We start from the raw sequence: 13,429 nt of genomic DNA on the forward strand, positions 1-13,429 counted from the left end.
GACAGCTCATCCATAAGGGACTGCGGCCACCGATCCAAAGGGAGGACAAACCATTGAACGCCCCAGAGCAAGGCACTGGCACGCCGCGCTTTTATGCGCATTCCACCGGCAGCGCGGACCCGCACGGCTGGCAGCCCCTGCCGGACCATCTGCACGCCGTGGGCCGAGGGGCCGGAGAATTCGCAGCTGTTTTCGGCGGTGAGGCGCTGGCCCGGGTGATCGGGCATCTGCATGACCTGGGCAAGTACACCGAGCCCTTTCAGGAAAGGCTGCGCGGCAGTCCGCTGCGTGTGGACCACTCCACCTGGGGGGCACGCATCGCGCAGGAGCGCCTGGGGGACATGGGGCAACTGCTGGCCTACGGCATTGCCGGCCACCATGCGGGGCTGGCCAATGGGCAGGGCGAGGGCGAACGCACGGCCCTGGCCGACCGGCTGTCGTCCGACCTGCCGGCGCTGCACCCCGCCTGGGAACAGGACATCCCCTTGCCCGCCCGCCTCGGGGCGCCTGCGGGCTTCAAGCCCTACAGCGGCCAGGGCCGCCAACAGGCCAAGGACCGGTATCCGTTCCAGCTGGCGTTTCTCGCCCGCATGCTGTTCTCGTGCCTGGTGGATGCGGACTTCCTCGATACCGAGGCGTTCTACCACCTCGCTGAAAAACGCCCCGACCTGCGCCGTGGCGGCGGCGCGCCGCCCACGCTCGTGGCGCTGCGCGAGCAGCTCGACCACTTCCTGGGCCAGTTCCAGCCCGATAGCGGCGTGAACCGCCTGCGTGCCAACATCCTGCGCCATGTGCGGGGCCAGGCGGAGCAGGAGCCAGGATTGTTTTCGCTCACGGTGCCCACGGGGGGCGGCAAGACACTGGCATCGCTGGCGTTCGCGCTTGACCACGCCATTCGCCACGGGCTGCAGCGCGTGATCTTCGTGATCCCGTTCACCAGCATCGTCGAGCAGAACGCCGCCGTGTTCCGCAAGGCACTGGGCCCGCTGGGCGAGGCTGCCGTGCTGGAGCACCACAGCGCCTTCGTGGAACAGCCGCCCCCGCGCAATGACCCCGAGAAGTACCAGTCGGTCCAGAAGCTGCGCCTTGCCATGGAGAACTGGGATGCTCCCATCGTCGTCACCACCGCCGTGCAGTTCTTCGAAAGCCTGTTCGCGGCCAAGCCCTCGCAGTGCCGCAAGCTGCACCACATCGCGGGCAGCGTGGTGATCCTGGACGAGGCGCAGACCATGCCGCTGCAGTTGCTGCGGCCCTGCGTGGCCGCCATCGATGAGCTGGCCCGCAACTACCGCACGAGCGTGGTGCTGTGCACGGCCACGCAGCCCGCCCTGGAGGCGCCGGCGTTCGAGGGCGGGCTCACGGGCGTGCGCGAGCTGGCACCCGAGCCGGACAGGCTGTTCCGCCAGCTCGAACGCGTGCGGGTGCGGCATGTGGGCACGCTGAGCGACGAGGCGCTGGCCACCGAGATGCGCTCGCGCGAACAGGTGCTGTGCATCGTCAACAACCGCCGCCATGCGAGGGCCGTTTACCAGGCCATGGCCGATCTGCCCGGCGCACGCCACCTGACCACGCTGATGTGCGCCAAACACCGCAGCGCCGTGCTGGCCGAGGTGCGGCAGATGCTCAAGGATGGTGAGCCGTGCCGGGTGGTGAGCACGAGCTTGATCGAAGCCGGGGTGGATGTCGATTTCCCTACCGTGTTGCGCGCCGAAGCGGGCCTGGACTCCATTGCCCAGGCGGCAGGCCGCTGCAACCGCGAAGGCGGCAGGCCCCTGGACGCCAGCGACGTGCGGGTGTTTGCCACCGCCAACGAAGACTGGGCCCCGCCGCCTGAACTGAAGCAATACGCCCAGGCCGCCCGCGAAGTGCTGCGTCAGAACGCAGGCGACCCTTTGTCGCCCGAGGCCATCGGCCGCTACTTCGCTCTGTTGTATTGGCAAAAGGGAGGCGATGCGCTCGACAAGCCCGACCTCATGGGCCTGCTGCGCGAAAGCCGCATCGACAGCCTTCCCATGGAAACGCTGGCCACGAAATTCCGCATGATCGACACCGTGCAGATGCCGGTGATCGTGCCGTATGACGACGATGCCAAAGGCTTTCTGCGCGACCTGGAGCACGCCGAAGGCAGCGTCGGCCTCGCGCGCAAGCTGCAGCCCTATCTGGTGCAACTGCCCCGCCAGGGCTTCGATGCTTTGTACAACGCGGGCGCGGTCATTCCTGTCGCGCCTCAAAAATGGGGCGACCAGTTCATGGTGCTCGCCCACGACGGCCTCTACGACCCGCAATTTGGATTGAGCTGGGATCACCCGGCATTCATCCGCACCGAACACCTGAACTGGTAAGCCCGCTGTCGGGGCGGCCAGCGATGATCCAATGAAACAACCGGGAGGGCCCATGGGATATGGAGTGAAGCTCAAGGTCTGGGGCGAACGCGCTTGCTTTACGCGCCCCGAAATGAAGGTGGAACGCGTCTCCTACGACGTCATCACCCCCTCCGCCGCGCGCGGGATCCTCGATGCGATCCACTGGAAGCCGGCGATCCGATGGCACGTCGACCGCATCCATGTGCTGAATCCCATCCGCTTCGAATCCATTCGGCGCAACGAAGTGGGCGGCAAGCTCTCCCCCGCCAGCGTGACCAAGGCCATGAAGGCCGGCGACACCGCGGGGCTGACGAATTACGTCGATGAAGACCGGCAACAGCGCGCTGCCACCATCCTGCGCGACGTGGCCTATGTGATCGAAGCGCACTTCGATCTGACTCCCAAGGCCGGCGCCGAGGACTCGGTCGGCAAGCACCTGGACATCTTCAACCGCCGCGCGCGCAAGGGGCAGTGCTTTCAGCAGCCCTGCATGGGCGTGCGGGAGTTTCCGGCGAACTTCCAGCTGATCGAAGACAGCGACCCCATCCCCGAGAAGCACGAAAGCCTTCAGGAGGCGCGCGACCTGGGCTGGACGCTGCACGACATCGATTTCGACCGGGGCATGTCGCCCCGCTTCTTCCGCGCGCAGATGGCGGACGGCGTGATCGAGGTGCCGCCCTGGCACAGCGAAGAGGTCAAGGCATGATCCTGCAGGCCCTCAACACCTACTACCAGCGCCTGCTGGCGCGCGGCGAAGAGGGGCTCTCGCCTTTCGGCTACAGCCCCGAGAAGATCAGCTACGAGATTCTGCTGGCACCCGATGGGCGCGTGGTGGATGTGAACGACATCCGCGACACCTCCGGGAAAAAGCCGCTGCCGCGCCCGATGAACGTGCCGCAGCCCGAAAAGCGCACTGTGGGCATCAAGTCGAACTTTCTTTGGGACAAGACCAGCTATGTGCTGGGCGCCAGCGCCACGAGCAAGCGTGCGGACAAGGAGCACGAAGCCTTCAAGGCGCTGCACCAGGAAAGCCTGGCAGGCACGGAGGATGCGGGACTCAAGGCGCTGCTGGGCTTTCTGTCCAGCTGGACGCATGAGCGCTTTGCCGAGGCCCCCTTCACGCCGGAGATGCTGGACGCCAACGTCGTCTTTCGCCTGGACGGCGAGCGCACCTACCTGCACGAGCGCCCCGCCGCGCAAACGGTGCGCGCACGGTTGCTGGGCAGTGAAGATGCGGCGCCCCACGCGCTGGCCCACTGCCTGGTGACCGGCGAGCAACTGCCAGTGGCGCGTCTGCACCCGGGCATCAAGGGCGTGAACGGTGCGCAAAGCTCTGGCGCATCCATCGTGTCGTTCAACCTGGAGTCGTTCACGTCGTATGGCAAGAGCCAGGGCGAGAACGCGCCCGTTTCCGAGCAGGCCGCCTTTGCCTATACCACCGTGCTCAACCACCTGCTGCGGCGCGGCGAGCACAACCGCCAGCGCATCCAGATCGGCGATGCGAGCGTGGTGTTTTGGGCGGAGGCGGACGATGCCGATCAGGCGCAGGAAGCCGAACTGACATTCGAGTCGCTGCTCAACGCGCCGCCGGACGACTCCCAGGAAGCGGCGCGGGTGCGTGAGGTGCTGGAGCAGATCGCGAAGGGACGCCCCTTGAGCGAACTGAATCCAAAGCTGCAGGACGGCACGCGCATGTTCGTGCTGGGGCTGGCTCCGAACGCCTCGCGCATCTCCATCCGCTTCTGGGAGACGGGCACGCTGGGCCTATTCGCCCAGCGCCTGGCAGAGCATGCGCAGGACTTTCGGATCGAACCCGTGCCCTGGAAGACCGCGCCGGCCGCGCGCCGCGTCCTCCTTGCGACGGTACCGAACCGCGAAGGCGCCATGCCCAAGATGGACGATGCCTTCAACAACCTGGCCGGCGAATTCATGCGCTCGGTGCTCAGCGGCCGGCCCTATCCGCGCAGCCTGCTGGCCAACACCCTCATGCGCATCCGCTCGGACGGCAACCTGTCAGGCCTGCGCGCGGCGATCTGCAAAGGCATCCTGGCCCGGGAGAAGCGGCTGGGCATCCACACACACATCCACAAGGAGGAGGTTCCCGTGAGTCTCGACAAGCAATCCGAAAACCCAGGCTACCGGCTGGGCCGCCTGTTCGCGGTGCTGGAAGCGGTGCAGCGCAGCGCGCTCGGCGGCCAAGTCAATGCCACCATCCGCGACCGGTATTACGGCGCGGCATCGGCCACGCCGGCATCCGTCTTTCCAGTGCTGCTGCGCAATACGCAGAACCACCTGGGCAAGCTGCGCAAGGACAAGCCGGGCCTGGCCGTGAACCTGGAAAAGGACATCCGCGAAATCGTCGATGGCCTGGGGGAGCAGTTTCCGCGCAGCTTGCGCATCGAGGACCAGGGCCGCTTCGCCATCGGGTACTACCACCAGTCCCAAAGCCGTTTCACCAAAGGCGGCACGGAGGCCGAACAAGACACCGCAGATTCCAACACCGACAACACCGAGGGAGCCGCCGCATGACCGCCATCACCCACCGCTACGAGTTCGTGTACCTTTTCGACATCACCAACGGCAACCCCAATGGCGATCCAGACGCCGGCAACCTGCCGCGCCTGGACCCCGAGACCAACCGGGGCCTGGTGACCGACGTGTGCCTCAAGCGCAAGATCCGCAACTTCGTCAGCCTGGACAAACCGGCCGACGAGCGCTATGCCATCTACATGCAGGAAAAGGCCGTGCTCAACAACCAGCACCGCAAAGCCTACGATGCCCAGTCGCTGAAACCTGAAGACAAGAAACTGCCCAAGGAAGAAGAGAAAGCACGCGCCATCACGCAATGGATGTGCAACAACTTCTTCGACGTGCGCACCTTCGGCGCGGTGATGACCACGGGTGTCAACGCGGGCCAGGTGCGCGGGCCGGTGCAGATGGCGTTCGCCACCTCCATCGACCCCGTGGTGCCGCTGGAGATTTCGATCACCCGCATGGCCGTGACCACCGAGAAGGAGGCCGAGGCGCAGAGCGGCGACAACCGCACCATGGGCCGAAAGCACATCATTCCCTATGGCCTGTACCGCGCGCACGGTTTTGTCTCGGCCAAGCTGGCCGAGCGCACGGGCTTTTCCGACGCAGACCTGGAGCTGTTCTGGCGCGCGCTCATCAACATGTTCGAACACGACCGCTCGGCCGCTCGCGGCGAAATGGCGGCCCGCAAGCTGATCGTGTTCGAGCATGAAAGCGCCATGGGCAATGCACCGGCGCATGTGCTGTTCGATGCCGTCCGGATCACACCGGCACAGGCCGATGCAGACAGCGCTCCACGCCGGTTTGCGGATTACCGCGTGGAGATCGACCGAGCGGCCATTCCTTCGGGCGTGGCCGTTCGTGAGCTGATCTAGCGCGGCTTCGCACGCCTGGAGGCAGGCCGTGGACGAATCGGACTTCATTGCCCTTTCGGCACTGCAACACTACCTGTATTGCCCTCGCCAGTGCGCCCTCATCCATGTGGAGCAGCTGTGGGCGGAAAGCCGCCACACCGCAGAGGGGCGGGTGCTGCACGAGCGCGCCGACAAGCCCCGGGGCGAGCGCCGACGCGGTGTCCGCACGGTCACGGCCATGCCGCTGGCGCACCCGGGGCTGGGTATCACCGGCATTGCGGATGTGGTGGAGTTCCACGAGAACGAAGACGGCGAACAGGCGTTTCCCGTGGAATACAAACGCGGGCGGCCCAAGGCCCATCGCGCAGACGAAGTGCAATTGTGCGCGCAGGCCCTGTGCCTGGAAGCGATGCTGGAGCAGCCGATTGCGCAAGGCGCCCTGTTCTATGGCGAGACGCGCCGGCGCACCGATGTGCCGTTCGATCAGGCCCTGCGCCAACTCACGCGGGAAACCATCGGTGCCACACGCGCCATGCTGGACGCGAACATCACACCCACCGCGCAGTACAGCCCCAAGCGCTGCGATGCCTGCTCGCTGCTCGACCTGTGCCAACCCAAACTGTTGGGTCGCAAGAGCAGCGTGAACGACTGGCTCGCCCGACAACTGAAAGAAGACAGCGAGGCGGAGCCACCATGCGCAGACAGCTGAACACCCTTTATGTGACCACCGAAGGGGCTTGGCTTCACAAGGATGGTGCGAACATCGTGATGGAAGTCGAGCAAACGGTGCGTGCCCGGCTGCCCGTGCACATGCTGGAAAGCCTGGTGTGCTTTGGCCGCGTGCTGGTGTCGCCCCCTTTGCTGGGCTATTGCGCGGAGCAGGGCATCAGCACCTGCTTTCTCACGACCAACGGCAGGTTTCTGGCACGGGTGGAAGGACCCGTGTCCGGCAACGTCCTGCTGCGGCGCGCGCAGTACCGCAACGCGGACAACCCCGAGGGGTGTGCCGGCATCGTGCGCAATCTTTTGCAGGGCAAGCTGCACAACCAGCGCGCCGTGCTGGGCCGGGCCCTGCGCGATCACAGCAGCAAGCTGGCGGCCGGAGACGAAGCCGCCCTGGCGCATGCCCACCAGCGTCTGGAACGCATCGCCGGTAAATTGGCCCAGACACCGTCGGTGGACCTGCTGCGCGGGTACGAGGGCGAAGCGGCGCAGGCTTACTTCGGGGTGTTCGACCACCTCATCCGCGTGCCCGGCACCGCCATGCGGTTCACCGGGCGCAGCCGCAGGCCGCCGCTGGATGCGGTCAACGCCCTGCTCTCTTTTTTATACACGCTGGTGACACACGATTGCCGCTCGGCCCTGGAAAGCGTGGGGCTGGATCCGGCGGTGGGCTTTCTGCACCGCGACCGGCCAGGCCGGCCCAGCTTGGCGCTGGACCTTCTGGAGGAGTTTCGGCCGCTGCTGGCCGACCGGCTGGCGCTGTCGCTGATCAACTTGCGCCAGATCGGCGAGCGCGATTTTCAGACGATGGACAACGGCGCCGTGCTGCTGCGCGAAGAATCGCGCAAGACGGTGCTGACGGCCTACCAGGAGCGCAAGCGCGAAACGCTGCGACACGTTTTTCTGCAAGAGAAGGCGCCCATCGGGCTGTTTCCATTCATTCAGGCCCAATTGCTGGCCCGCCATTTGCGCGGCGACCTCGACGCCTACCCACCCTTCCTTTGGAAATGAGGCATCGCCGATCATGATGGTGCTTGTGAGCTATGACGTCCGTTCGCAGGACAAGGTGGGTGCCCGGCGCCTGCGGTACATCGCCAAAGCGTGCCTGGATTTTGGCCAGCGCGTGCAGTACTCGGTGTTCGAGATCGAAGTGGACTCGGCACAATGGGTGGCCCTGAAAAACCGCTTGGTCCAGATCATCGACCCGGCCACGGACAGCCTGCGGTTTTACTACCTGGGCCAACAATGGAAAGACCGGGTGGAACACGTGGGGGCCAAGCCCGTTCTCGACCTGAACGCTCCGCTCATTCTCTAACACGCCTTGGGCACCGGCGGCGCCATTTTGCGAACCCCAAGCGACTGGGCACGGCCATCGCGCTTCGCGGAGTTCTAACTCTTTGATTGATCGATGATTTTTCTCCTGGCACGTGGGAGAGGCGCTGGTACGCCTGCCAGGGGGAAGGGGTTCGCGGAGAGAGGGGATTTTTGCTAGTGGGGACAGGCGGTTATAAATGGGCCGTCGCGCCCCGTGCGGGCGCGTGGGTTGAAACCATAGGCGGCTTGGGCTGGTGGCCGCCGTGGTGGTCGCGCCCCGTGCGGGCGCGTGGGTTGAAACACCTGCACTGCAGTCCAAACACCAAACATGACTCAGTCGCGCCCCGTGCGGGCGCGTGGGTTGAAACACGCCGCCCTGCGCCATGGCGTATTTCTTCCACGCGTCGCGCCCCGTGCGGGCGCGTGGGTTGAAACCCAAAGGCTCCGGGCCTCGTCCGTTTTGCTCCGCTGTCGCGCCCCGTGCGGGCGCGTGGGTTGAAACTGGTTAACAAGATCGCGAATGTAACGAGGCTTATAGACGTCGCGCCCCGTGCGGGCGCGTGGGTTGAAACCAGCAGGTGGGCGGCCCACCCGTGGGCGTGTGGCGGTCGCGCCCCGTGCGGGCGCGTGGGTTGAAACCTGGCTGTGCGGCCCGTGGCGCTCGCGGGCGGGCCTGTCGCGCCCCGTGCGGGCGCGTGGGTTGAAACTTGAGCACGACACAGCCCTTTATGTCCGCCTGCCGTCGCGCCCCGTGCGGGCGCGTGGGTTGAAACTCGAACGTGACGGAGCCGGTGCTTTTGCGGTCCGTGGTCGCGCCCCGTGCGGGCGCGTGGGTTGAAACTCAAGGGCTGCTCGCCCACATCACCCCAGGCCAGGCGTCGCGCCCCGTGCGGGCGCGTGGGTTGAAACAAGGGCATCGATCTGGGCAAGCGCGGCGTGCTCAAGGTCGCGCCCCGTGCGGGCGCGTGGGTTGAAACAGCCATTGCGTTTCCGGCCATGAAAGGCACGACAGGTCGCGCCCCGTGCGGGCGCGTGGGTTGAAACACGGTCTTGCTGCGCAATGCTCCCTTGCCCGGTCCGTCGCGCCCCGTGCGGGCGCGTGGGTTGAAACTTTCAGCCATCAGAGATTCCCCAGCGCGAACGGTGTCGCGCCCCGTGCGGGCGCGTGGGTTGAAACGAGCGTGTGCTGTGGACCTTGGAAACGGCAGTCTGTCGCGCCCCGTGCGAGCGCGTGGGTTGAAACTTGCAGCACGGCACGGCTGCTCAATCCAAGGCCCCGTCGCGCCCCGTGCGGGCGCGTTGGTTGAAACTCATCCCCGGCACGTGGCGCGAAGATCGCGGCTGGTCGCGCCCCGTGCGGGCGCGTGGGTTGAAACACGGAGTCCAACTCCATCACCCGATCCCCAGGCAGGTCGCGCCCCGTGCGGGCGCGTGGGTTGAAACGCGGCCATTGATCCTGGGTACTTGGACCTGATTGAGTCGCGCCCCGTGCGGGCGCGTGGGTTGAAACAGTCGCAAGGAATTCATCTGGGGCGCCGATGGCCGCGTCGCGCCCCGTGCGGGCGCGTGGGTTGAAACCAAAGCGGTGGATCTCATCAACGGCGCATCTTGGGGTCGCGCCCCATGCGGGCGCGTGGGTTGAAACAATCAGCAGCTGCGATGGGCCATCGCGGACTTGCGTCGCGCCCCGTGCGGGCGCGTGGGTTGAAACATCTACGGCGACTTCGGCAACGTGACCTGATCGCCCGTCGCGCCCCGTGCGGGTGCGTGGTTTTAAACAGGCTTTGAAAAGCCGCCCCCTCTATCTCCCCCTCACCCCCGGCTCCGCAACGTCCGACTCAACAGCACAACCGGCACCAGCCCCACCGCCACCAGCGCCAGCGACGGCAAGGCCGCCTCGCCCAGCCGCTCGTCGCGCGCCAACTGGTAGGCGACCACGGCCAGGGTGTCGCTGTTGAAGGGCCGCAGCACCATCGTGGCGGGCAGTTCCTTCATCACGTCGACGAACACCAGCAGCGCCGCGGCGGCCGTGGAGCGCTGGAGCAGGGGCCAGTGCACCCGGGCCAGCAGGCCGGCGCCGCCGGCGCCCAGCATGCGGGCGGAGTCGTCCAGGCTGGCGGGAATGCGCGCGTAGCCGCTTTGCATGGACTGCAGCGCCACGGCGCAGAACCGCACGAGGTAGGCCCACACGATGCCGACCGCCGTGGCGGTGATGATCGATGGCAGGCCCCACTGGGGGGCTGCCGCCTGCAGCCAGCCCACGGGCAGCAGCAGGCCCACGACGATCACGGCGCCGGGCACGGCATACCCCAGGCTGGCCAGTTGCGCCACGCCGCGGGTGAGCGCGCCGGCCCGCCGCCGCACGGCGAAGGCCAGCACCAGGGCGATGGCCACGGCCAGCACGGCGGTGATGCTGCCCAGGCGCACGCTGTTGCCGGCCCACTCCAGAAAGCGCGACCAGGGCAGCACGGACCAGTCGGCCGCCAGGGGCCGCAGCATGAAGGCCACCGGGGCCACGAAGCCGAAAACCACCGGCAGCACGCACACCGCCCAGGCGGCGGCGCAGCGCAGTCCCTGCAGCCGCTGCGGCTGGGCCTCGGCGGAGCCCGCACGGCCCGCCCCGCCCGCGGCAAAGCGCATGCGCCGCTGCGCACGCTGCTCCAGCTGCAGCAGCAGCATGACGAGCACGAGCAGGATGGTGGCCAGCTGCGCCGCGGCCAGGCGGTTGTCCATCGACAGCCAAGCCTTGTAGATGCCGGTGGTGAAGGTCTGGATGCCGAAGTAGCTCACCACGCCAAAGTCGGCCAGTGTTTCCATGAGAACCAGCGCCACGCCGGCCGCGACCGCGGGGCGCGCCAGCGGCAGCGCGACGGTGCGCACGCGCCGCGCCAGCGGCGCCCCCAGCAGGCGGGCGGCTTCCATGAGGTGGGCGGCGCGCTCGCCCAGTGCCGTGCGGGCCAGCAGGTACACATAGGGATAGAGCGAGAAGATGAACACCCACACCGCACCGCCCAGGCTGCGCACCTCGGGCAGCAGCCGGCCTTGCAGGCCATAGGTTTCGCGCAGCCACACCTGCAGCGGGCCGCTGAACTGCAGGAAGTCGGTGTACGCGTAGGCGGTCACATAGGCCGGCATGGCCAGCGGCAGCAGCAGCAGCCATTCCAGCGTGCGGCGGCCGCGAAAGTCGAACAGGGTGACGGCGGCGGCCGTCGCTGTGCCCACCACCGCCGCGCCGATGGCCACGGCCAGGCCCAGCCACACGGTGGTGGCGGAGTAGCCGGGTAACACCGTGACGGCCATTTCGCGCAGGATGGCCCCGGCCTCGGCGCCACCGGCGCTGCCCGGCAGCCACGACGCAAGCACGGCCAGCACCGGCAAGGTCAGCGCGGCGGCGAGCAGCAGCAGGGGAATGGATCGCAGGGCGGAAAGAAGGCGTGGCAAGGGCGGGCCCTGAAGGGAAGGGTCGGGAGAATCGGACGGGGCATTCCGGTCGAAGACGGCCTCGGTCGAGCGCTGAGGGGGCAGACCGGCAAGGTCGTCTGGATGCAAATGCGAATTCTACGCATTGGCGCCTTCTAGAATCGCGGCCATGTTCCTTGAAGTCTCCCAACTGGAAGTGCGCTACGCCGGCCGCGCGCAAGCCGCCGTGCGCGGCGTCACCCTGGGCCTCGCAGCGGGCGAGATCGGCGTGCTCATCGGCCCCTCCGGCTGCGGCAAGACCACGCTGCTGCGCGCAGTGGCCGGGCTGGAGCCCGTGACGGCCGGCGAGATCCGGCTCAGCGGCGCGGTGGTGAGCGGCGGCGCGGGCCGCAGCGTGCCACCGGAGCAGCGGCGCATCGGCATGGTGTTCCAGGACTACGCCCTCTTCCCCCACCTGTCCGTGGGGCGCAACGTGGCCTTCGGCATCCACCGCCTGCCGCGCGCCGAACAGGCAGCGCGCGTGGACGAGGTGCTGCGGCTCGTGGGCCTGGAGGGCAGCGCCGCACGCTTTCCGCACGAGCTCTCCGGCGGGCAGCAGCAGCGCGTGGCGCTGGCCCGCGCGCTGGCGCCCCGGCCGCAGCTGATGCTGCTGGACGAACCGTTTTCCAACCTGGACGTGGACCTGCGCGAGCGCCTGGCGCACGAGGTGCGCGGCATTCTGAAAGCGGCCGGCGCCACGGCGCTGTTCGTCACGCACGATCAGCTGGAGGCCTTCGCCATCGGCGACCGCATCGGCGTGATGGAAAGCGGCCAGTTGCACCAGTGGGACGATGCCTACGCGCTCTACCACCGCCCGGCCACGCGCTTCGTGGCCGACTTCATCGGCCACGGGGTGTTCGCGCCGGCCACGCTGGAGCAGCGCGGGGACAACGTGGTGGCCCACACGCCGCTGGGCGACCTGACCGATGCGGCCGAGTGCCCCCTGCCCACGGGCTACCCCGGCGGGGAATGCGACGTGCTGCTGCGGGCCGACGACGTGGTGCACGACGACGCCTCGCCCGTGCAGGCGCGCATCGTCCGCAAGTCGTTCCGGGGCTCGGAGTTCCTGTACACGCTGCAGCTGCGGGACGGCCTCACGGTGATGGCCCACGTGCCGAGCCACCACGACCACGCCGTGGGCGAGTGGATCGGCATTCGCCCGCAGGTGGACCACGTGGTGGCGTTTCCGCGGGCCTGATCCCGCGATGGGCGCGTCGATGGTGGCGACGGCCTGCCTCGCCCCCATCCAAGGCGAACAGCGGCCGTCTACGACAGGAAGAAGGCGATGAAGACGGGGGCCAGGATGGTGAGGATGAAGCCGCTCACCAGGGCCAGCGGAACCGCATCCGGATGGCAGGCCTGCTTGACGATCGGCAGCGTGGAGTCCAGTGCCGTGGCCCCTGCGCTGCCGATGCCGATCGCGGGCTGGTAGCGACCGATGGCGTAGAGCGCGATGATCGCTATCAGCTCCCTGAACAAGTCGGTCATCAGCGCCATGGTCCCATAGGTCTGCCCGAGGTGGTGCCCCACCATGACGCTCGACAGGGTGAACCAGCCGAAGCCGCTCGACAGCGCCAGCGAGGTTCTCATGGCCTCGCCCGTAGCCCAGGACGCCGCGGCCGCACCCACGAACGATCCGATCACCACGAGCACCGGCACCGACAGCACGGCCCATGAAAACCAATGGGAACTGAGCTTGACGTGGGCCAGGTCGATGCCCACCAACACGATCAAGGCCAGCAGGATGGCGGAGCTCGATGGCAGCCAGAGGGCACCGGCCAGATACGCCTGGTTGACGAAAAACAGGGCACTGCCCAGCGCCACCATGGACAGGGCGATGCAGCACTCCTTCAGCGGCGGCCAGATGGTGTGAAAGCCCAGTTTGCCGGCCTTGGTGCCCGCCGTGCCGCTGCTGCGAATGCCGGCCGCAAAAATCAGGCCGCAGGGCACCAGGGTGGTCAGCAGGGCGAAGATCACGGCCGTCCTGACCACCTGCCCGACCGATTGCGCAGAAAGAATGACCTCGCCAAACTCCACGCCGATCAGGAAAAGCAGCAGCCAGACCAGGGGCAATATCCAACCGATCAGCCGCTTGCAAAATCGGGGCGGAATGATTTTCCCGGAAAGGAAACCGCCCACCAGCGCCAGCACGATCGGGAGCAAGGAATAAAAAACACCCATGGC

The 13,429-nt window shown here is 67.2% G+C and carries 10 protein-coding genes and 1 CRISPR repeat array; of the genes, 8 read left to right on the forward strand and 2 right to left on the reverse strand.

What is annotated here, in order from left to right:
- Positions 1-53 precede the first annotated feature (53 nt).
- The 7 genes from AVME950_RS08230 to cas2 are packed head-to-tail and all read left to right on the forward strand — an operon-like array spanning position 54 to position 7,787.
- Positions 54-2,342 (forward strand): CRISPR-associated endonuclease Cas3'', encoded by a 2,289-nt coding sequence (locus AVME950_RS08230; RefSeq protein WP_284429398.1) that lies wholly within the window; start codon positions 54-56, stop codon positions 2,340-2,342.
- Positions 2,343-2,394: 52 nt separating this feature from the next.
- Positions 2,395-3,069, forward strand: coding sequence for a type I-C CRISPR-associated protein Cas5c (cas5c, locus tag AVME950_RS08235; protein ID WP_284429399.1), 675 nt, complete (start codon positions 2,395-2,397; stop codon positions 3,067-3,069).
- Complete coding sequence (gene cas8c, locus AVME950_RS08240) at positions 3,066-4,892, forward strand: type I-C CRISPR-associated protein Cas8c/Csd1 (RefSeq protein WP_284429400.1); 1,827 nt, start codon at positions 3,066-3,068, stop codon at positions 4,890-4,892. Before cas5c ends, cas8c begins: the two co-directional genes overlap by 4 nt.
- Positions 4,889-5,770, forward strand: a complete 882-nt coding sequence (cas7c, locus tag AVME950_RS08245; protein WP_284429401.1) for a type I-C CRISPR-associated protein Cas7/Csd2 — start codon at positions 4,889-4,891, stop codon at positions 5,768-5,770. The genes cas8c and cas7c overlap by 4 nt, the downstream gene beginning before the upstream one ends.
- A gap of 28 nt (positions 5,771-5,798) precedes the next feature.
- Positions 5,799-6,458, forward strand: coding sequence for a CRISPR-associated protein Cas4 (gene cas4 / locus AVME950_RS08250; RefSeq protein ID WP_284429402.1), 660 nt, complete (start codon positions 5,799-5,801; stop codon positions 6,456-6,458).
- Positions 6,443-7,483 carry a type I-C CRISPR-associated endonuclease Cas1c gene (gene cas1c, locus AVME950_RS08255; RefSeq protein ID WP_284429403.1) on the forward strand — a complete coding sequence of 347 codons (1,041 nt, stop codon included), beginning with the start codon at positions 6,443-6,445 and terminating at the stop codon, positions 7,481-7,483. Before cas4 ends, cas1c begins: the two co-directional genes overlap by 16 nt.
- 13 nt (positions 7,484-7,496) lie before the next feature.
- Positions 7,497-7,787 (forward strand): CRISPR-associated endonuclease Cas2, encoded by a 291-nt coding sequence (cas2, locus tag AVME950_RS08260; protein WP_284429404.1) that lies wholly within the window; start codon positions 7,497-7,499, stop codon positions 7,785-7,787.
- A gap of 203 nt (positions 7,788-7,990) precedes the next feature.
- Positions 7,991-9,565: a CRISPR direct-repeat array (repeat unit 32 nt; unit sequence GTCGCGCCCCGTGCGGGCGCGTGGGTTGAAAC).
- Between the two features lie 33 nt (positions 9,566-9,598).
- On the opposite strand, the gene AVME950_RS08265 is transcribed toward cas2, so the two are convergent.
- Positions 9,599-11,227, reverse strand: coding sequence for an ABC transporter permease (locus AVME950_RS08265; RefSeq protein WP_284429405.1), 1,629 nt, complete (start codon positions 11,225-11,227; stop codon positions 9,599-9,601).
- Positions 11,228-11,375: 148 nt separating this feature from the next.
- On the opposite strand from AVME950_RS08265, the gene AVME950_RS08270 reads away from it, so the two are divergent.
- Entirely contained in the window at positions 11,376-12,443 is a 1,068-nt protein-coding gene (locus tag AVME950_RS08270; protein ID WP_284429406.1) for an ABC transporter ATP-binding protein, read from the forward strand.
- Positions 12,444-12,511: 68 nt separating this feature from the next.
- On the opposite strand, the gene AVME950_RS08275 is transcribed toward AVME950_RS08270, so the two are convergent.
- Positions 12,512-13,426, reverse strand: a complete 915-nt coding sequence (locus AVME950_RS08275; RefSeq protein ID WP_284429407.1) for a LysO family transporter — start codon at positions 13,424-13,426, stop codon at positions 12,512-12,514.
- Between the last annotated feature and the right edge of the window lie 3 nt (positions 13,427-13,429).

The sequence above is a fragment of the Acidovorax sp. SUPP950 genome (genome assembly GCF_030158935.1).
Classification (GTDB): domain Bacteria; phylum Pseudomonadota; class Gammaproteobacteria; order Burkholderiales; family Burkholderiaceae_C; genus Paracidovorax.